This window comes from Embleya sp. NPDC050493 (assembly GCF_044458105.1).
GTDB lineage: Bacteria > Actinomycetota > Actinomycetes > Streptomycetales > Streptomycetaceae > Embleya.
This window is the reverse complement of the sequence record NZ_JBITHP010000006.1, coordinates 67804-85494: the sequence shown is the minus strand read 5'-3', so window position 1 is coordinate 85494 and position 17691 is coordinate 67804. Positions and strand designations below refer to the sequence as shown.

The window sequence follows — 17691 nt, the reverse complement described above, 5'->3', positions numbered from 1 at the left end:
GGCACCGGCCACCACAGCCGAACCCGCCCCGGTGCCCACCGGACAAACCGGCAAATCATCCCACCGGCCGCCCACCACCCGTCACGGCAACAAAACGACCTTTCCCACCGTCTTCCGGGCGGTCAGGGCCGTGTGGGCGTCGGCTGCGTCGGACAGGGCGAACGTCGTCACGGCCGGGCGGAGTTCCCCCGCCGCGGCAGCGGCGAGTGCGGTTTCGGCGAGGGCCTTGATGCCGCCCGGCCGGTTCGTCATCCGCGGGCCCAGCGGGTTCTCCACGGTCACGTCGGCGGCGGCCGCGACCTCCGCGAGGTCGGCGATGGGCGTGCCCGAGGACCAGCCGAACGTGACCAACCGCCCACCCCGGCCGAGCAGGTCCAGCGCGTCCCGGCCGATCTCGCCGCCGACGCTCTCCAGGACCACCGTGACCGACCGTCCGGCGAGTTCCTCGCGGACCCGTCCGGCCCAGTCGGCGGCGGTGTAGTCCACCGCGAGGTCGGCGCCCGACCCACGCACCGCCTCGACCTTGGCCGCGCCGCCGGCCGCCCCCACCACCACCGCGCCGACCCGCCGGGCCGCCTGGACCAACAGCGTGCCCAGGCCGCCCGCCGCGGCGGTGATCAGCACGATGTCCTCGGCGGTGATCGCGGCCACTTCCAGGATGCCGAGCGCGGTCCGCCCGGTGCCCACCATCGCCACCGCGACCTCCGCGGAAAGGGCGTGCGGCAGCTCCAGCAACGCCTGGTCGTCGATGATCGCGAACTCCGCGTACCCGCCGTTCCCGTTGCCCAGATGTGCCACCACCCGCCGGCCGACCAGGGTCGGATCCACGCCGGCGCCGACCGCGTCCACGGTCCCGGCCACCTCACGGCCGAGCGTCGCGGGCAAGTCCGGCTGTGGGAAGGGGCCCATCACCTCACCCGAGCGCAACATCACGTCGACAAGGTGAACTCCCGCCGCGGCCACCGCGATCCGCACCTCTCCGGGCCCGGGTTGCGGGGTTGCCACCTCCTCGTATCGCAGGTTCTCGGCCGGACCGAACTCGTTCAAACGAATCGCGCGCATCGAAACACTCCGGGACTTGGTCACAGAACAACGGGAGAACGAAGGAACACGACAAGGGCGAGAGAGTGGAAGAACAAACGAAACAAAAAGCCGGAAACGGGGCGAACGAGGGAACGGCGGCACGAGCGAAGGACCGCCACCGCACCCTCCGATCGAACCCGCAAGCCGAGCCCCCGCCCCGCCCGCACCCCATCCCGCCCCGCGCCCCTACCCCCGCCTCGTCACATGCGAACAGTCTCAAACCTCAAGCCCACTTGATGTCAAGCATCCCGCCCGGCAACACGCCGACCAACCGGCCCCACGCCGGCCACGTCGACTCGAACCATCTCCCGCCAAGGCCCCGTACGGCTCCGGCCCCACCCGGCCCCGTACCGCCGGCTCGCCATACCGCCGCACCGCCGCACCGCCGCACCGCCGCACCGCCGTACCGTGGACCAATGTTCGATGCCGAGGAAGCCGCCGCCACACTCGTCGCCGCGCTCACCGCACTGGGCACACCTGAGCGCGCCGAGGCGGAGAAGGCGTACCTGAAGAGCGACCTGACCTTCCTCGGCGTCACCGTGCCGGTGCTGCGCAAGGCGGTGACCTCGGCGGCCCGCGCCCGTCCGGAGCCGTCCCGGGTCGAACTGCTCGCCTGGATCGACGCGTTGTGGTCCCGACCGGTACACGAGAGCCGGTTCGCCGCGATCGAGTTGATGCGGATCCACGTGCGCGTGCTCACCCGCGCGGACCTGCCGCTCGTCGAGCGGCTGATTCGGGACGCGGCCGGCTGGGTGTACGTGGACACCCTCGCGGAGAAGATCGCCGGGATACTCATGCGCCGGACGCCCGCGGACTTCGGCACCGCCGACGCATGGGCCGGCGACCGGGACTTCTGGGTCCGCCGTGCGGCCCTGCTCAGCCTGCTCCCGGGCATCCGGGCGGGCGATCCCGACCTGGTCCGGTTCGACCGCTACGCGGACGCGATGCTGGACGAACGGGAGTTCTTCATCCGCAAGGCGATCGGCTGGCTGCTCCGGGAGATCTCCAGGCGCGACCCGGCCTACGTGATCGCCTGGACCACCGCACATCGGGCCCGGATGTCCGGGGTGACCTTCCGCGAGGCGGTCCGCCGGCTCCCCGCCGCCGACGCGGACCGGTTGCGGGCGGCCGGTTGATCCGCGCCGGCCGGAGTGGGCGGCAGGGCAGGATGTGCCGATGACGACTCATCTGGTGGCCATGGGCGGCGGCGGTTTCTCGATGAACGAGGGCCCCTCCGCCCTCGACCGATACGTGCTCGGCCTCGCCGGTCGGGCCCACCCCCGTGTGTGCTTCATACCCACCGCCTCCGGCGACTCGGCCGCCTACGTGGACCGCTTCCTCCGCTCGTTGGGCGAACTCGACTGTACGGCGGGCGAATTGAGCCTGTTTCAGCGCACCGGCGTCGATCTCGCGGACGCGCTCGCCGATCAGGACGTGATCTACGTGGGCGGCGGCTCCACCGCGAACCTGCTCGCGCTCTGGCGCCTGCACGGTCTCGACGTCGCGCTCGCGGCCCGGGCCGCCGCTGGCGACCTGGTGGTCTGCGGCCTGAGCGCGGGTGCGCTGTGCTGGTTCGAGGGCGGCATCACCGACTCGTTCGGCCCGGACCTACGCCCGCTCGCGGACGGCCTGGGCTGGGCCGCGGGCAGCGTTTGTCCGCACTACGACGGCGAGGCGGGTCGCCGCCCGGCGTATCACGCGGCCCTCGCGGCAGGCATTCTGCCGCCCGGCTACGCGCTGGACGACGGCGCCGCGATCCACCTCGTCGACGGCGAGGTACACGGCTTCGTCGCCGAGCGGGCCGAGGCGCAGGCGTACCGGGTCGAGTGCGACATGGACGGCGTACGCGAGTTCCCTCTGCCGATGACCAGGCTGTGACCTGGATACTCACCATTGTTCCGGTACCTGAATTCCAGGTAGGTACTTGAGCGGAATGCAGCGTTGGAGCAGCATCGATACCGCGAGCCGATCACCCGCCGAGGCCCCCTCCGGGCCTAGGCACCCCCAGGCTCCCGGTGTCCGGATACACCGCACGCGTCGCGTCATGTCGCGTCGTCTCGTGTCGTGCCACACCGTGGCCACATCGCGTCGCAGCACGTCGCATCGCGGCGCGTCCGCGTTCCGGACCATCCCGGCGAGGCCCGAACGTGCCCGGCTCGCGCTCCCACCCCTGCCACGGAACGAGTTCGACATGCCTGCTTCCTCTCACCGGCCCGACACCTCCGTGACCGTCCTCGGCCTGGGTGCGATGGGTACCGCACTGGCCGACGCGCTCCTTTCCGCCGGCCATCCCGTCACGGTCTGGAACCGATCCCCGGCCCGCGCGGACGACCTGGTCGCGCGCGGCGCCGTACGTGCCGACTCGGCTGCCCGGGCGGTCGCCGCGAGTGCGCTGGTGATCGTATGCGTCACCGACTACGACATCGCGAACACGATCCTGACCGCCGCGAGCACCACCGGCGACGCCGACCGGTGGGCGGGCCGCACCCTGGTCAACCTCACCTCGGACACCCCCGAGCGCGCCCGGGAGGCCGCCGCCTGGGCCGCGAAGCGGGACATCGCCTACCTCGACGGCGCGGTCATGGTGCCCACTTCGCTCGTGGGCACCACCAACGGCCTTGTGCTCTACAGCGGTTCCCGCGCCGCATTCGAGGCGCACGAGGCGACGCTGCGCGCGTTCGGCCCCAACACGCCGTTCCTGGGCGAGGATCACGGCCTGGCCGCGGTCTACGACCTCGGCATGCTGGACTTCTTCTACACCGCGATGGCGGGCCTGACCCACGCATTCGGCCTGGTCGGCGCGGACGGTGTATCCGCACGCGAGTTCCTGCCGTTCGCCGACATCATCTTCGGCATCCTGCCGAACATCACGACCGGCATGGCCGCCGCCATCGACGCCGGCACCCACCCCGGCGACCAGGGCAACCTGACCATGGAAGCCGCGGGCATCGACCACATCCTCACCGCCGCCAAGACCCGCGGCCTCGACGTCGGCGTCCTGGAAGCGGTCCGACACCTCACCACCCGCACCATCGCCCGAGGCCACGGAACCAACGGCTTCACCGCCACCATCGAAACAATCCGCAACCCCTGACACCACCACCCCGCCCCACCCCGGCGCGTCAGCGCCCCCGACCCGCGCCGCCCACAGTGATCGACCCGCGGAGAGCGGCGGAGCCGCAAAACCAGGACTTCGTGTCCCTGCGCTTCGCTCCGGGCCACCAAGTCACGAGCGAGGGGCCGCTTTTTCCTCTCCCCCGCACTCGCTCCTCAGGCAATGCGACTCGCCGCGCTCGCGACCCACCCAGCCGAAACCCGCCGCGCCGGCGCCCTCCGTCAGCCCTCCGCGCCCCGGTCCCTTGCGAGCAGGTCCTCGAAGGTCTCGCGGCGGAGCAGAACGCGCGTACCGCCGTCCCGTACCGCCACCACCGGGGGGCGGCCGACCAGGTTGTACGTGGAGGCCATCGACTGCTGGTAGGCGCCGGCGGCAGGCATCGCGACGAGGTCGCCGGGGTGGATGTCCTCGGGTAGGTCGACGTCGGCGGCCAGTACGTCGCCGGACTCGCAGTAGCGGCCCACGACGGTGACCCGCCGGGTGCGCGCCGCTCCCCGTCGGCCGACCAGGCGCACGGTGGTACGCGCGCCGTACAGGGCCGGCCTCGGGTTGTCCGCCATGCCGCCGTCCACCGCCACGAACACCCGGCGTGCGGTGCGCTTGACCACGAGTACCCGGTACAGCGCCACGCCGGCGGGACCGGTGATCGCCCGGCCCGGCTCGATGATCAGGCGCGGCACGGGCAGTCGGTACAGCGCACACTGGCGGGCCAGTTGCCGGCGCACGTCGATCCCGAACGACTCGATGTCCAAAGCGTGCTCGCCGGTCCGGTAGGCAATCCCGTGACCGCCGCCCAGGTTCAGTTCGGGCAGCACCATCCCGTGCCGGTCGCGCAGCCCGGCCAGGAATCTCACAAGCGTGGCGATCGCCGCCGACCACGGCCGCACCGAGCCGATCTGCGAGCCCAAGTGGCAGTGCAGACCGGTCAGTTCCAGGTGCGGCTGGGCGACGGTGCGCAGCACCGCGTCCTCCGCGTCGCCCCGGGCGATGGAGAGGCCGAACTTCTGGTCCTCGCCGCCGGTACGGATCGCGTGGTGCGCGCCGGCCTCGATCCCGGGCACCACCCGCACCATCACCCGCTGCCGCTCCCTCGGCGCCACCAACGCGGCCAATCGGGCGACCTCGGCCGGGTTGTCCAGCACGATCCGGCCCACACCCAGGCGCAGCGCCGCGCGCAGTTCGTCCGGCGACTTGGCGTTGCCGTGCAGGATGATCCGCTCGCCGGGCATCCCGGCAAGCGCGGCGAGCGCCAATTCGCCGGCCGAGCACACATCGAGCCCGAAGCCCTCCTCGCGCAGCGGGCCGACCAGGCCGCGACACAGGAACGCCTTTGCGGCGTAGGCGATTTCGACGCCAGGCAGCGCGCGGCGGTAGGCCCGACAGGTGTCCCTTACGTGCTGTTCGTCCAGTACGTAGAGCGGCGTCCCGAACCGCTCTGCGAGTTCGGCCATGGGCAGGCCACCGACTGCAAGATCGGCGCCGTGCGCCCGGGTCGAACGCGGCCAGACGGCCACGTCCACAACCGGCTCGGCAAACGTGACGAACATGGCAACTCCCTTGTGCATGAGCATGGGTGACGACAGATCAGCCGAAAAGGAACAGCACCACGAGAAGCACCGCAACTCCGGCGGCGATCCGCAACGCGCCGAGCAAGTGCGGGTCCCTCGAGGACCCGGGCGCCCCGGGCGACTCGGCTGCCCGGGGCAGGTCGAACGCCCTGGAAGGCCCGGAAGCCGCGGAGGCACCGAGCACCCCGGCAACCCGGCAATCCCCGGAAGCCCCGGCACTCGCCACAAGGCCGCCGGTGTCACCGCCGGCACCGTCCGTACCCCCTCGATGCGCACCCGCAGAGGCGTCCGCAGGCACATCCGCCGGCGAACGCACCGCCCCGAGACGGGCCGCCGGCCGCGCGGCCTCGGCGAGCGTGCCTCCGACCGCGACCGAGACCACCGATACCACCGCTACCCCCGGCACATCCGACGCACCCGATCCCCCCGGCACAGCGGCCCCGCACACCGCACCCACCGACGCCTCCCGCCGCACCGGCGGCGCCGAGAGCCCCGGGTCGACCAGCATGCGTTCGCCGCCCACCTCGTCCACGAGCGTGCGCACCGCGCCCGCCCCGAGTCGGATCCACTCCTGCTCGACGCCGAGCACCGCGCGCAACCGCGCCACCGACGTGAACGCGACCACGACCCGGGCGCCCAGGGGATCCCGGCACAGCCGGACCACCCGAGCCCCGTCCACCGACCGCACCGGCACGATCAACACGCGCCGGGCGGTGGTCGTAGTGGCGGGTTCCTCATCGGTCATCAACACATCCGACACGACAGCCTCCGAAGTCCGGCTCCGCAGCCAACCGCGAGCCCCACTTCAGACGCTACGACGCCCCATACCGGGCGCCCCCGCCCCTACCGCGCCCTTGACCATCCGCACCCCGTTGTTGACGCCCCCCTGATGCTCCCGAGCGAAACCCGGGAAATCCCGCAGGTCGGCGTCCGTCCGGGCAGGCGGGCGGGCTGCCGAGCGGATGCACGCCCGGACGGACGGGCCGGCCGGTGAGCGGGTGAGCACCCGGGACGGGCGGGTCTGTCGAGTCAGCGCCCGGCCGGGTGGACTGCCGGACGGGTCAACGCCCGGGGCAGGGCTGAGGGTGAATCAACGCCGGGCGGGCCAACGCCGGACGGGCGGCCCTTGCACGGGTGGCCTGCCGGGCTGGTGCGCCCTGAGCAGGCAGTTTGCCAATCGGGCAGGGGCAGGTGATGCGCGCGGGTCGCGGGCAGTCGCAGTTGCCAGACGGCAGATACCGGAGGCCGGAAGCCAGACCGCGAACGAAACCCGCCCTTCCCCGGCGACCTACGCCGTCTCCGTCCCTGTCCCCGCTCCCACCCACGTCCACCTCGTCGTCGCCACCAACGGATCCCCCGGCCGCACCAGTTGCTGCGTCGGGCCGACGAGGCCGTTCGGTGGGCCGGTTTGTGGCTCCACGCACACGTGCTCGGGGGGCAGGTCGTATACCACCGTGTAGTCGCAGTCCGAGGTCATCCGCAGCCGCAACGCACCCGGCCACACCAGCGTCGCGTCCACCCCGCCGGGGGTCCCGTAGCAGTCGTCCCGAGGCCCCGGCAGCGGAGGTATCCGGCGTCCCGTCGGCAGGTAGTCGGCGCCGCGCTCCTCCTGCCACGCGGGTGTGAAGGACAGCTCCAGCTCACCACCGACCGCCAACTGCCGCCGGAACCACGGGTGCCACCCGGCCTGCGCGGGAAAGGTCGCGTCCTCCGACTCGATCCGCAACACCGTGATCAGCCCGTCGGGTATCAAGGTGAAGGTCTGCTCGACTCGCCCCGCGAACGGCCACGGGTCGGTCAGCACGAACTCGAAAGCCGCCGAAGTCGCGTCCCCGTCCACCTGCTTCCAGGACCCCCGATAGCCGAGCCCGTGCAGCGCGTGCGGCGCCGCGTCGGCCGGGAACTCGTGGACCGTGCCGTCGAATTCGAACCGGGCGCCACCCATCCGCCCCACCCACGGCACCATCGGGTAACTGCCCCACTCGGCCGGCCGCTCGCCCTCGGTCCGCAACAGTTCCAGCCCATGCACCCGCAGCGAGCCGAGCCGGCACCCGGCGTCCGGCAGAATCCGCGCCTCGGCACCCTCGGAACGCAACCACACTTCGCCGTCGATCATGGTCGCAGATTACGCGTAGCGTTCCCGAAGCTGCTTCTTGAGCACCTTTCCGGACGGATTCCGCGGCAGCTCGGAGACGATCTCGATACGCTCCGGAAACTTCTGCCGCATCACTTCCCGGGTGTCCAGGAAATCCCGCACCGTACCCACATCCGGCAAAATCGCCGGATCCGTCGGCACGATCACCGCGCACACCAATTCACCCCGTTCCGCGTCGGGCAGGCCGATCACGGTGACCTCCGCAATGGCCGGGTGTGCGTCGAGCAGGTCCTCGACCTCCTTGGCGCTGATCGTCTCGCCCTTGCGCAGGATGACGTCCTTGAGCCGCCCGGTGATGTACACGTTGCCCTGCTCGTCCACCCGGCCCAGGTCGCCCGTGCGCACCCGCCCGACCTCGTCGAACGCCTCGGCGTCCAGCCTCTTGTTCACATAGCCGCGCATCACCTGCGGCCCGCGCACCCGCAACTCGCCCTCCGCGCCCACCGGCACCGCCGCGCCGTCCGGTCCGACCACGGTGACCTCCACCCCCCGGGTGGGCCGGCCCTCGGCCCGGGCCAGCGCGTCGTCCGGGTCGTCCGGGCCCGCCATGGTCAGGATCGGCGCCTCGGTCATCCCCCATCCGGCCAGGATGCCCACGCCGCCCAGTTCGTTCTTGATCTCGTGGTGCAGCCCCGGCGGCTTGGGCGCGCCGCCGCCCGGGCAACTGCGCAGTTCCGGAAACAGCGGGTCGCCGGCCGGCCGACGGCGCTGCGCGGCCAGCCAGGCCTGGTGGAAGACGGTGCCCGCGCCGGCCAGCGTGACCCGCTCGCGGCGCAGCAGTTCGGGCGTTTCCTCGGGGTGGAATGCCTCGGTCAGGATCATCGTGACGCCGTGGGTGAGCGCCGCGGTCAGCCACGTCGTACAACCGCCGATGTGCGCGAACGGGAAGACCAGGGCGACCCGGTCCCGCTCGTTCGCGCCGATCCGGTCCGCCATGCCGACGCCCGCTGCCATGATCGTCGCGTCGGTGTGCCGGGCGCCCTTGGGGTCGGCGGTGGTTCCGGACGTGTAGAAGTACCAGCGCACCGGGGCGTCCTCGGGCGTGCCGGGCACGGCCGGCGGAGGCGGCAGTACGGCCGGGTCGCCGGTGGGCAGCGGTTCGTCCAGGACCAGCAGTTCCAGGCCCGGGACCCGGTCGCGCACCCGACGGGCCAGTTCCGGGTAGTCGTAGCCGCGCCACACCGGCGGCACGATCAGCATCGAGGCGCCGGTCTGCCGGGTGACGAAGACGAGTTCGCGTTCGCGCTGGACGGGCATCACCGGGTTCTGGATCACGCCGAGCCGGGACAGCGCTCCGACCAGGACGACGGATTCGAGCCGGGTGGGCAACTGCCAGGTGACCGTGTCGCCCGCGCCGAGGCCCTGGGTGTGCAGGAACGCCGCGGTGGCCTCGGCCGCGTCGCGGAACTCGCGGTGGGTCAACCGTCGGCCGCGCTCGTCGACCAGCAGCTCACCGTCGGGCGACCGGGCCGCCCGCGCCTCGATGGCCGCCCAGAGGCTCGTATGTGTCACCGTCGTGCCCTCCTCGCCCCGCCCGTCCCGAATACCTATCAGGAACGGTCGCGACCCGACAGAGCACCGACACCGGGCCCGGGCCCGGCCCGCACCCCGACCCGCGCACCAACCCGCGCATCGGTCCGACGCGCACACCGGTTCGACCGCTCACGGTTTCCCTGGCCGAGACGGATAGTCGCACGGGCCTCACAGGCCTCATGGATCACACACATCGGGTAGGTCGCACAAGTCACACAGGCTGCGCAGGTCTCACAGGCCCGCAGGCCCGCAGGCCCGCAGGCCGCACAGGTCTCACAAGTACAGAAAATGCGGCGAAACCACGATCGCCGAAGGCACCAGAAGCGCCGCCGCGGTCAGCAGCCGCAGCCCGGCGGAGGCAACCGGTGCGCCCACCCGGACGCCGGCGACGGCCACCTCGGGGTGTGCGGTCGCCTGCACCTGATGCACCGTGAGCTCCTCCTGGCGCTGTTTCGGCCACGCGAAGCACGGACAGAACGGCCCGCCCGCCTGCCCGGGCCCGGACAGCTTGACGATCGCCCGGCGCAGATTGACCCGGGCGATCGAGCCGCGCACGTCCGCGTCCGCCGCCTTCTCCGACAGTTCCGCCGCGTGGTCGGCCCACTCGCCGAAGAACCGCAGTGTCGGGTAGGCGTCGGCCAGCGTCTCGGCACAGACCATCCACTGTGCGTCGCGCCGGCGCAGGTGCCCCGCCATGTGGGTGAGCACCGCGTTCAGCTCCTCCGGGCGAAGCAGGTCCAAGGCCCGCGTGGTGGCCTCCACGCGCGGCGGTCGGGACGGCAGCAGCACCAGGCGCGGCGCCTCGTCCTCGACGATCACCAGACGCGGTCGACCGCCGGCCTCCTCGTCCAGGAGCGGTGCGCAGTTCTCCAGCCGGTCCAACTGCACGCGCAGCGCCCGTCGGTAGTCGCGGGTGGCGCCCGCCCCCCGGCGCCAGCCGAGCGCGAGGACCACCAGCGCCAGCACGGCGACCACGATCTGCACGACCAGCGGCACGTGCGGCATGCCGATGCGCGGGTCGAAGCCGGCCGCCCGCATCGGAGCGGTCCACAGGTCGGGCGTGTAGACCGGCACGGCCAGCGCGAACGAGGCGAGTACGCCGCCGGCGGCGGCCCGCCAGGCGCGTTGCACGTGGCGCGGGCTGAAGCCGCTGCGTTCGGCCCGGCGCAGGACGCGAGGGGCGGTCACCAGGATGGCCGCCGCGAAAGCCGTCAGCACAAGTCCGTACAACACGTCCTCGCCGCCCCTTTCTGGCCTCGTCACCGCCGTGCCCGTTCGGCCCTGCAACGGTTCTAGGCGCCAAGTGGTTTCCGCGTCCAGGAGACAGGCCACATCGGGCGGGTGATTTATTCGGCGGATACCAACCACCCGGTGGTATTGCGGACCCGATGCGAACCCGGATCGAATCGGTGTGGAAACCGAATCGAATTGCATCGTCCCATCTCCACGCGCGTAATTTCGAACCCTTGGGAGTGCCTTCATGCACGAGATCTCACGTTCTGCTGTGATCGCTGCCACACCGGACAAGGTCTGGGCGGTAATCGGCGACTTCGGCGCCCTGGGCGACTGGCACCCGGTGGTGCCGCCCAGCACGATCGAGGGCGGCGGCGACGCCAACACCCCGGGCGCGGTGCGGGCGTTCGCAATCGACGGTGACGTGGTCTCGCGCGAGGAGCTGCTCAGCCACGACGCGGATGCGCACCGGATGACATATCGCCTGATCCAGGCGCCGTTGGCGGTGAGCGACTACGTCGGCTCCCTGGTGGTGCACCCGCACCCGGACGGCAGCGAAGTGATCTGGTCGGCCACCTACGAGGCCGGCGACGACCTGGTGGAGACCATCGACGCGGTGTTCGCCGACGGCACCTACGGCGCGGGCCTGACCGCCCTGCAGGAGCGCTTCGCGTAGGGCCTGCCCCGGCGCATCCCGGCGGGTCCACGTCCGGCAAGTCCGGACGGGCCCATGTCCCGGTGGATGGCGGGCCCGTCCCGGCGGGCCCGCCTCCCGGCGGATGCGACCCCGCTCCGGCCGACGCAGCTCCCGGCAGCTCCCGCCCTGGTCCCGGCCGGCCCACCGGGGTCCCTCGGACCAGGCCCGTCCCACCCCGCCTTGCTCCGCCCCGCCCCGCCTCGTCCCGCCCTGCCTCGTCCCGCCCTGCCTCGTCCCGCCCCGGTGATTCCCGGCGGCCCCGGCGCCCGGGCCCGCCCGAACCCGCCCGGGACGACCCCCTCGGGCGCCCCGACCCGAAAGTGGGGAGCGCCCGAGCAGGCGTCACATCCGAGCCTGGCCCACCACCCGCACCCCCTCGTCCGCCGCACGCCAGGCGATCCGCAGGCATCCGCTTTCGTCGAGCACCGGCACCGGCACCGGCACCGGCACCCGCACCGGGCCGCTCGCCGAGTCCGCGGCGAGCGAGACGAACTCGTTCCACTCGTCGCCGTCCGGCCCGGTCTGATCCCTGACCCACAACCGGCCGTCCGCGCCGCCGACGACGACCACGACCCGACCGTCACCCGCGCCGATCGCCCGCACCCCGCCGACGCCGCCGACGTCCCCATCGGTCCCACCGACCCCGCCGGGCAGCGGCTCGGGCTCGCTCCAGCCGTCCTTGCCCCGAGTCGAGGCCCACAGCGCTCCGTCGTTGCCGAGGACCACGACCTGCACGCGCCCGTCCGCACGCACCGCGAGGGTCGGCGCGCGGTCCCCCATCGCGCCGCCGAAGGCGTGCTCGAAGTCCTCCCAGTAGCCGTCCGGCCCGTGTTGCCGGATCGACCACACCCGGCCCGACGTGGTCACGTGCACGACCACCTGCCGCCCCTCGCCGTCCCGGACGCCGGCCATCCCGGCGATCGAGCCGCCACCGAGGCGTTCGGCACCGGACCAGCGGCCTTCCGGGTCGGCGGTGTCCGACCACACGTGCCACAACGCGCCGTCGGTGCCCTCGTAGAAGACCTCCGGCCGACCCGACGCACCGAAACCGACGATCGGATCGCCGACCAGATTGTCCGCGAGGGTCCGGCCCGCGAGCCAGGTCACGTCGTCGGCGGCCCGGCGCAGCAGGCGCAGCGTGTGTTCCTCGGCGCGGAAGAACACCATGATCCGTCCGTCGAGGGAACGGGCCGCGATCGGAGCGCCGTCGATCGGCTCCCCCAGGTCGACCCACGGCGTCCACTCCCCGTCCGGCTGCTCGGTGCGCGACCACACGTGGTGCCCACCGGCGTCGTGCACGAAGACCGAGGCCCGCCCGTGTCGATCGATCGCAATGCCGGGAAGCCCCACGATCGTGCCGCCGAGATCGGTCGGCGCGGCCCAACTCGCCGCCCGGGCCACCGGCAGCGCCCCCGCCGACCCGACGAACGCCTGCCGAAACGCACCCCGCCCGAGCGCCACCACGGACGGAACCGCGTCGCCCGCCCCACCACCGGCCGCAACCCCGGTCCCGTCGCCGGCCGTAACGTCGGCGGCATCGACGACCCCGCCGCCGGCCGCATCCCCAGTCATGTCACCGGCCGCATCCGCAGTCATGTCGCCGCCCACATCACCGGCCATCCCGCCCGCCGAATCGACGATCGACACGACCACACCATCCCCCGCCGCCGTGCCGATCACCACCGCCCGGGTTCCCCCCGAAGTGACCTCGACCGCACCGGCGTTCGGCGTGTCCACGCTGCCGATCACCGCGCGCGCGACCGGGTCCACGATCCGCAGGTCGCGGGCACCGCCGGGCACCACGTACAGCCGGGAGCCGTCCGGTGCGACCGCGACGTCGGTGGCGCCGCCGTCGATCGCGATCGTGCCGAGGGAGCCCAGCGTGGCCGCGTCCAGGATGTGCACACCGGCGGCGCCGGCGACGTACACGGCCGCGCCGTCCGGCGAGCACGCCACGCCCCGAGGCGCCTTGGTCGTGCCCACGACCATGGCGCCGGTATCGAGATCCAGCCCGGCAATCGAATCCGTGTCGCACATGCCCAGATAGAGCCTGCCCCCACCGGGAGCCACCGCCACCGACGTCACCCAAGCCACCGGGGCCAACGCAGCCGAGGGAACCACCGAAGCGGGCAACGGATAACTGCGCACCACCGTGTTCAACGTGGGACTGAGCAGCTCGACCGTGTTCGACCCGGAGCCCTCGTCGTCGACGGCCCGACGGGACACGAAGTAGACGGCACTCCCGTCCGGTGCCGCGACCGGCAGGTGCGGGCGATCCGCGGCGATCCGGCCCAGCACCACCGGCATCTCGGTGTCGATCACGGTGATCACGCCGTGCTCCGGGGAGGTGACGTACACGGATCCGCCCGGGACCGCGGCCACCCCGTGTGCGCCGGGCACGTCGATGGTCGCGAGTGCCGTGCCGGTGACCACGTCCAGGACGGTGACCGTGTCGGATCGGTGGTCGGTGACGTACGACTTGAGCGTCGCGAACGGCGGCGGTCCGCCGGGTATCGCGATCGAGTGGGCCATGGCATGCCTCCGCAGGCGTCGTGGCGGTCCATCGGGTACGTGCTGCCGGCGCTCGGGACAGACCAACAGCACGCGGACGCACTGTCAATGGACCGCCACCGACAGCGACCTCGATCGGCCGCTCGTATCGCATGGTGAGACGATCGCCGTATGCTTCGGCCACCCCGAACCGATCTTGAGGTAACCATGCATCGCAGCGACACGGACCACGCCGCGGCCGCGCTCGGCATCGACCTGCCCGTCCTGGAGGCGGTCCAGCGCCGGATCCTGTGGCTCGCCACGCGCATCGTCGACTCCGCCAACCACGACCGGCCGAACGCGGACGGCATCAAGGTCGGCGGCCACCAGGCGTCCTCCGCGTCGCTGGTGTCCGCGATGACCGCGCTGTGGTTCGCGCACCTCGACGGCCCGGACCGGATCAGCGTCAAGCCGCACGCGTCGCCGGTCTTCCACGCGATCCAGTACCTGCTCGGCAATCTGGACCGGTCCTACCTGACCACGCTGCGCGCCAAGGGCGGGCTCCAGTCGTACCCCTCCCGGACCAAGGACCCGGACCGCGAATGGGTGGACTTCTCCACCGGCTCGGTCGGCCTGGGCGCGGCGGCCCCGCTGTTCGGCGCGGCCACCCGACGCTACGTGGACGCGCACTTCGGAGCCCGCCCCGCGTCCCGCTTCGTCGCCCTCCTCGGCGATGCCGAGCTGGACGAGGGCAACATCTGGGAGGCCATCGCGGACCCGGCCACCCAGGGCCTGGGCAACGTGATGTGGCTGGTCGACTTCAACCGGCAGTCGCTGGACCGGGTGGTGCCCGGGGTACGGATCGACCAGTGGCGCGGCCAGTTCGAGGCGGCCGGCTGGCACGTGATCGAGGTCAAGTACGGCCGCCGGCTCCAGGCCGCGTTCGAGCGGCCCGGCGGCGCGGCGCTCAAGGCGTGGATCGACGCGATGCCCAACGAGCAGTACCAGGCCCTGTTCGGCCTCGCCGACAAGGACGTGCGCGCACACTTCCTGGACGGCGCCCCGGCCGACGTCGCGGACACCGTCGCGGACGTGCCCGACGCCGAACTGCACGCGCTGGTCACCGACCTCGGCGGGCACGACATCGCCGCGCTGCTGGACGCCTACCGGCGCTGCGACGAGGTCACCGACCGGCCCAGCGTGGTCTTCGCCTACACCGTCAAGGGCTGGGGCCTGCCGATCGCGGGCAACCCGCGCAACCACTCGGCGCTGCTGAGCACCGATCAGGTCGCCACGCTGCGCGCCGGGTTCGGGCTGACCGAGCGCACCGAGTGGGACCGCTTCGACGCCGCCACCCCCGAGGGCATCCTGGCCGGACAGCGCCGCGAACACCTGGCCCGCGCGCCCAAGCCGGGCCCGCTCGGCGTCCCGGTCGCCGCCGCCACCGGTCAGCGGATGACCAAGCCGGTCTCCACCCAGGAGACCTTCGGCCGGGTCCTGGTCGACCTCTCCCGCGACCCGGCGTTGGCGCCCTACCTGGTGACCACCGCACCCGACGTGGCCACCTCCACGAACCTGGCCGGCTTCATCAACCGCACCGGCGTCTTCGCGCCCACCGATCGCCGCGCGTGGTCCGGCGAGGGCGCGCTGAAGTGGATCGAGGGCCCGAGCGGGCAGCACATCGAACTGGGCATCTCCGAGATGAACCTGTTCCTGCTGCTCGAACAGCTCGGCCTGGCGGGCGACTTGTCCGGGCAGCCGCTGATCCCGATCGGCACGGTCTACGACCCGTTCGTGTGCCGCGGCCTGGACGCGTTCATCCACGCCGTCTACTCCGGCTCGCGGTTCATCGTGGCCGGCACCCCCTCCGGCGTCACGCTCGCCCCCGAGGGCGGCGCGCACCAGTCCACGATCACCGCGTCGATCGGGCTCGAACTGCCCGGCACCACGCTGATCGAGCCCGCGTACGGAACCGCGCTGGACTGGCTGCTCTGCGACGCGGTGGGCCGGATCGCCGGCGGCCCGGACCACGGCGTCGAACCGGACAACGGCGCCTACTACTTCCGGCTCACCACCCGGCCGATCGACCAGGCGCCGTTCGAGGCCGCCCGGACCCGCCTCGGCGACGCGCTGCTGCGCCGGCAGGTGCTCGCGGGGGCGTATCGGCTTCTGGAGGCGCCCGACCTGCCGGGCGCGCCGAGCGTGTATCTGGCCGCCTCCGGCGCGGTGTTGCCCGAGGTGCTGACCGCCGCGCACGAGCTGCGCGACGAGGGCATCGCCGCGCACGTGGTGGACATCACCTCGGCCGACCGGCTCTACGGCGCCTGGCAGCGCACCCTGCGTCAGGGGGTGCGCACCGCGACCACGCCGTCCGCGCCGGGGGCGCTGCGCACCGCGTTCCCGCATCGGGCGCCGGTGGTCACCGTGCACGACTCGTCCTCGCACACGCTCGCCTGGCTCGGTTCGGCGCTCGGCGTGCCGAGCGTGCCGCTGGGCGTGGACCAGTTCGGCCAGACCGGCCGGATCGAGGACCTGTACGAACTGCACGACCTGCTGCCCGGTTCGATCGTCAACGCGGCGCTGGCCGCGCTCTCGCTCGCCTGACCGCACCCTCACCCGACCGAAGCGCCGCCCGACCCCCGCCCGACCGAACCGCCGCCGGCCGCCGACCCGGGGGCCGGCGGCCGCCCGGCACACCCCGGCTCGCTCACGCGTACGGTATGCCTGCTGACGGAGCGTCCGACGATTCGAGGAGCTGTGCATGCGTCACGGGGGCATGGGACGACGGTGGAGCACCCGGGCGGCGGCGGGCCTGACCGTCGCCGTCGTCCTGACGGGGTGCTCGTCCGACTCGGGCGACAAGAACGACAAGGGCGACGACAAGAAGGCGGGCGGCACGGGGGCGCCGACCGGCGGCGCCGCGGCGCCCGGCGGGAAGGGCGACCAGGACCCGAAGGCGGTCTGGGCCGCGCTGCTGGCCGCGACCACCACGCAGCAGGTGGTCGAGTACCGCGGCGTGCGGACCTCGACCGGTGACACCGCCAAGGAGCAGACGGTCCGCGAGGACCTGTGGTCCTGGTACGACGCCGCCGGCAAGGCGGCGTTCACCGACCGCGCGTACCAGGTCGCCGCGGACGCGCCGGTCAAGCGCGCCTCGTGCGAGGCGGGCCGGGAGTGGAGCTACAACAACGCGCTCAAGCAGTGGACGGACACCAAGCGGCCGTGCGTCGTGGACATGGCCCGCGAGGGCAAGTACGTCGGTGACGGCATCCTGCCGACCGGGCTGACCGCCGAGCAGGCCAAGACCTTCGCCGGCCAACTCGACGCCACGCCGGGCTGGTTGACTCCCTCGGCGGTGGAACCGGCGCAACAGAACGGCAAGTCCTACCTGCGGCTGACCGTGGACCTCAAGCCGCAGCCGAGCGGCTCCGGTTCGAGTGTGAACACCGATCTGCTCCTCAAGGCGTTCCGCGCCACCGTCGCCGACTTCACCAAGGGGCCCTACCGGATCGAGAACTTCGGCCAACAGAGCGGTTCGCCGGTGCGCGCGGTGTTCTGGCTCGACCCGGCCACGCACCTGCCCGCGTATTCGGAGGTGAGCACGACCGTGGTGGACAAGGGCGTGGCCACCGGCGCGGTTCGGCATCTGCGCACGGAGTACCTCTTCAGTGCGCCGGCGCCCAGGCCGGATCGCAGCGCGCTGGTCCCGGTGCCCGCTCCGAGTTGGCCGGAGCAGGGCACGAAGCCGCCGCAGGTCTGAGCGCCGGGCACGACGCGCGAAGGGCGGGTCCGGGGTCCGGACCCGCCCTTCGCGGTG

Annotated in this window: 13 protein-coding genes; 6 read left to right on the top strand and 7 right to left on the bottom strand. The window is 72.6% G+C overall.

Annotation, left to right across the window (positions count from 1 at the left end; all coding sequences use genetic code 11):
- Positions 1-81: 81 nt before the first annotated feature.
- Positions 82-1062: a zinc-binding dehydrogenase gene (locus tag ACIBM5_RS14570; protein ID WP_396007166.1), complete on the bottom strand. Its 981-nt coding sequence runs from the start codon at positions 1060-1062 to the stop codon at positions 82-84.
- Between the two features lie 437 nt (positions 1063-1499).
- Here ACIBM5_RS14570 and ACIBM5_RS14565 point away from each other — a divergent pair, with 437 nt between their 5' ends.
- The 3 genes from ACIBM5_RS14565 to ACIBM5_RS14555 all read left to right on the top strand — a co-directional run bounded on the left by ACIBM5_RS14565 (position 1500) and on the right by ACIBM5_RS14555 (position 4177).
- Positions 1500-2219, top strand: coding sequence for a DNA alkylation repair protein (locus tag ACIBM5_RS14565; protein ID WP_396007165.1), 720 nt, complete (start codon positions 1500-1502; stop codon positions 2217-2219).
- A gap of 40 nt (positions 2220-2259) precedes the next feature.
- Positions 2260-2961 (top strand): Type 1 glutamine amidotransferase-like domain-containing protein, encoded by a 702-nt coding sequence (locus ACIBM5_RS14560; protein WP_396007164.1) that lies wholly within the window; start codon positions 2260-2262, stop codon positions 2959-2961.
- 313 nt (positions 2962-3274) lie between these two features.
- On the top strand, positions 3275-4177 hold the full coding sequence (locus ACIBM5_RS14555; protein WP_396007163.1) for an NAD(P)-dependent oxidoreductase: 903 nt from the start codon (positions 3275-3277) through the stop codon (positions 4175-4177).
- 242 nt (positions 4178-4419) lie between these two features.
- Here the strand turns inward: ACIBM5_RS14555 and lysA are convergent, their stop codons facing one another.
- The 5 genes from lysA to ACIBM5_RS14530 form a co-directional block, all read right to left on the bottom strand.
- Positions 4420-5745 carry a diaminopimelate decarboxylase gene (gene lysA, locus ACIBM5_RS14550; RefSeq protein WP_396007162.1) on the bottom strand — a complete coding sequence of 442 codons (1326 nt, stop codon included), beginning with the start codon at positions 5743-5745 and terminating at the stop codon, positions 4420-4422.
- A gap of 37 nt (positions 5746-5782) precedes the next feature.
- The gene (locus ACIBM5_RS14545; protein WP_396007161.1) at positions 5783-6511 is read right to left on the bottom strand and encodes an SAV_915 family protein; all 729 of its coding nucleotides are present in this window, start codon (positions 6509-6511) and stop codon (positions 5783-5785) included.
- Positions 6512-7054: 543 nt separating this feature from the next.
- Entirely contained in the window at positions 7055-7882 is an 828-nt protein-coding gene (locus ACIBM5_RS14540) for an aldose 1-epimerase (RefSeq protein ID WP_396007160.1), read from the bottom strand.
- A gap of 9 nt (positions 7883-7891) precedes the next feature.
- Complete coding sequence (locus tag ACIBM5_RS14535) at positions 7892-9433, bottom strand: class I adenylate-forming enzyme family protein (protein WP_396007159.1); 1542 nt, start codon at positions 9431-9433, stop codon at positions 7892-7894.
- 294 nt (positions 9434-9727) lie between these two features.
- On the bottom strand, positions 9728-10687 hold the full coding sequence (locus ACIBM5_RS14530) for a hypothetical protein (protein ID WP_396007158.1): 960 nt from the start codon (positions 10685-10687) through the stop codon (positions 9728-9730).
- Between the two features lie 247 nt (positions 10688-10934).
- Here ACIBM5_RS14530 and ACIBM5_RS14525 point away from each other — a divergent pair, with 247 nt between their 5' ends.
- Positions 10935-11363 carry an SRPBCC family protein gene (locus ACIBM5_RS14525; RefSeq protein WP_396007157.1) on the top strand — a complete coding sequence of 143 codons (429 nt, stop codon included), beginning with the start codon at positions 10935-10937 and terminating at the stop codon, positions 11361-11363.
- Between the two features lie 363 nt (positions 11364-11726).
- Here the strand turns inward: ACIBM5_RS14525 and ACIBM5_RS14520 are convergent, their stop codons facing one another.
- The gene (locus ACIBM5_RS14520) at positions 11727-13916 is read right to left on the bottom strand and encodes a hypothetical protein (RefSeq protein WP_396007156.1); all 2190 of its coding nucleotides are present in this window, start codon (positions 13914-13916) and stop codon (positions 11727-11729) included.
- 186 nt (positions 13917-14102) lie between these two features.
- On the opposite strand from ACIBM5_RS14520, the gene ACIBM5_RS14515 reads away from it, so the two are divergent.
- Together ACIBM5_RS14515 and ACIBM5_RS14510 are read left to right on the top strand one after the other, a co-directional pair.
- Positions 14103-16478 (top strand): transketolase-like TK C-terminal-containing protein, encoded by a 2376-nt coding sequence (locus ACIBM5_RS14515; protein WP_396007155.1) that lies wholly within the window; start codon positions 14103-14105, stop codon positions 16476-16478.
- A 157-nt stretch (positions 16479-16635) separates the two neighbouring features.
- Entirely contained in the window at positions 16636-17634 is a 999-nt protein-coding gene (locus ACIBM5_RS14510) for a hypothetical protein (RefSeq protein ID WP_396007154.1), read from the top strand.
- The last annotated feature ends 57 nt before the right edge of the window (positions 17635-17691 follow it).

Excerpts from the sequence above, each read along its gene's own strand:
- ACIBM5_RS14570 (WP_396007166.1), bottom strand. The coding sequence starts at position 1,062 with ATGCGCGCGATTCGTTTGAACGAGTTCGGTCCGGCCGAGAACCTGCGA.
- ACIBM5_RS14540 (WP_396007160.1), bottom strand. The coding sequence starts at position 7,882 with ATGATCGACGGCGAAGTGTGGTTGCGTTCCGAGGGTGCCGAGGCGCGG.
- lysA (WP_396007162.1), bottom strand. The coding sequence starts at position 5,745 with ATGTTCGTCACGTTTGCCGAGCCGGTTGTGGACGTGGCCGTCTGGCCG.
- ACIBM5_RS14545 (WP_396007161.1), bottom strand. The coding sequence starts at position 6,511 with ATGACCGATGAGGAACCCGCCACTACGACCACCGCCCGGCGCGTGTTG.
- ACIBM5_RS14510 (WP_396007154.1), top strand. The coding sequence starts at position 16,636 with ATGCGTCACGGGGGCATGGGACGACGGTGGAGCACCCGGGCGGCGGCG.
- ACIBM5_RS14560 (WP_396007164.1), top strand. The coding sequence starts at position 2,260 with ATGACGACTCATCTGGTGGCCATGGGCGGCGGCGGTTTCTCGATGAAC.
- ACIBM5_RS14515 (WP_396007155.1), top strand. The coding sequence starts at position 14,103 with ATGCATCGCAGCGACACGGACCACGCCGCGGCCGCGCTCGGCATCGAC.
- ACIBM5_RS14520 (WP_396007156.1), bottom strand. The coding sequence starts at position 13,916 with ATGGCCCACTCGATCGCGATACCCGGCGGACCGCCGCCGTTCGCGACG.
- ACIBM5_RS14565 (WP_396007165.1), top strand. The coding sequence starts at position 1,500 with ATGTTCGATGCCGAGGAAGCCGCCGCCACACTCGTCGCCGCGCTCACC.
- ACIBM5_RS14525 (WP_396007157.1), top strand. The coding sequence starts at position 10,935 with ATGCACGAGATCTCACGTTCTGCTGTGATCGCTGCCACACCGGACAAG.
- ACIBM5_RS14555 (WP_396007163.1), top strand. The coding sequence starts at position 3,275 with ATGCCTGCTTCCTCTCACCGGCCCGACACCTCCGTGACCGTCCTCGGC.